This window comes from Streptomyces sp. GbtcB7, from assembly GCF_019091445.1.
Classification (GTDB): domain Bacteria; phylum Actinomycetota; class Actinomycetes; order Streptomycetales; family Streptomycetaceae; genus Streptomyces; species Streptomyces mirabilis.
This window is the reverse complement of record NZ_JAGXJM010000139.1, coordinates 1-494: the sequence shown is the minus strand read 5'-3', so window position 1 is coordinate 494 and position 494 is coordinate 1. Positions and strand designations below refer to the sequence as shown.

Annotated in this window: 1 pseudogene; it reads right to left on the bottom strand. The window is 71.1% G+C overall.

Annotation, left to right across the window (positions count from 1 at the left end):
- A pseudogene (locus tag KVT44_RS55570) lies at positions 1 to 494 on the bottom strand (hypothetical protein); the annotation flags it as partial.

Here is a 494-nt window from a genome sequence, read left to right as displayed (position 1 = left end):
GTGACGGTCGAGCGCGTAGCCGTTGCCGACCGCCGAGGCTCCGCCGACCTCGCACAGCCGGGTCGCCGCATCGAGCACGTGCCGGGGGACGAGCTCCTGTAGTCGGAACACGTCGAACTGGATGTCGCGCATGCGCTCGACGCTGGCGCCCGACTCCGACGCACCCCCGAGGTCGGCCGCGCCCGACAGCACCAGCCGCCGCGCGGTCGACGCGGCGACGCTGAGTTCGCCGACCACGAACTGGACGAGGGGGTCCTCACGAGGCAGGGTTTCGCCCGCGAACCCGAACGTGCGACGGCGCGGCGTCACGAAGGCGACGGTGTCGTCGAGAGCGCGCTGCGCGATTCCTGCGATGACGGCGATGAGCGCCAGCTGGAGAACGGATCCGAGGTGATGCCACCGCGAATCGGCGGTATCACTCGAGGGCGGAAGGATGCCGCCCACGCCGACCGGCACACTGTCGAAGACGGTCGTGCCGCTGCCGGTCAGCACCT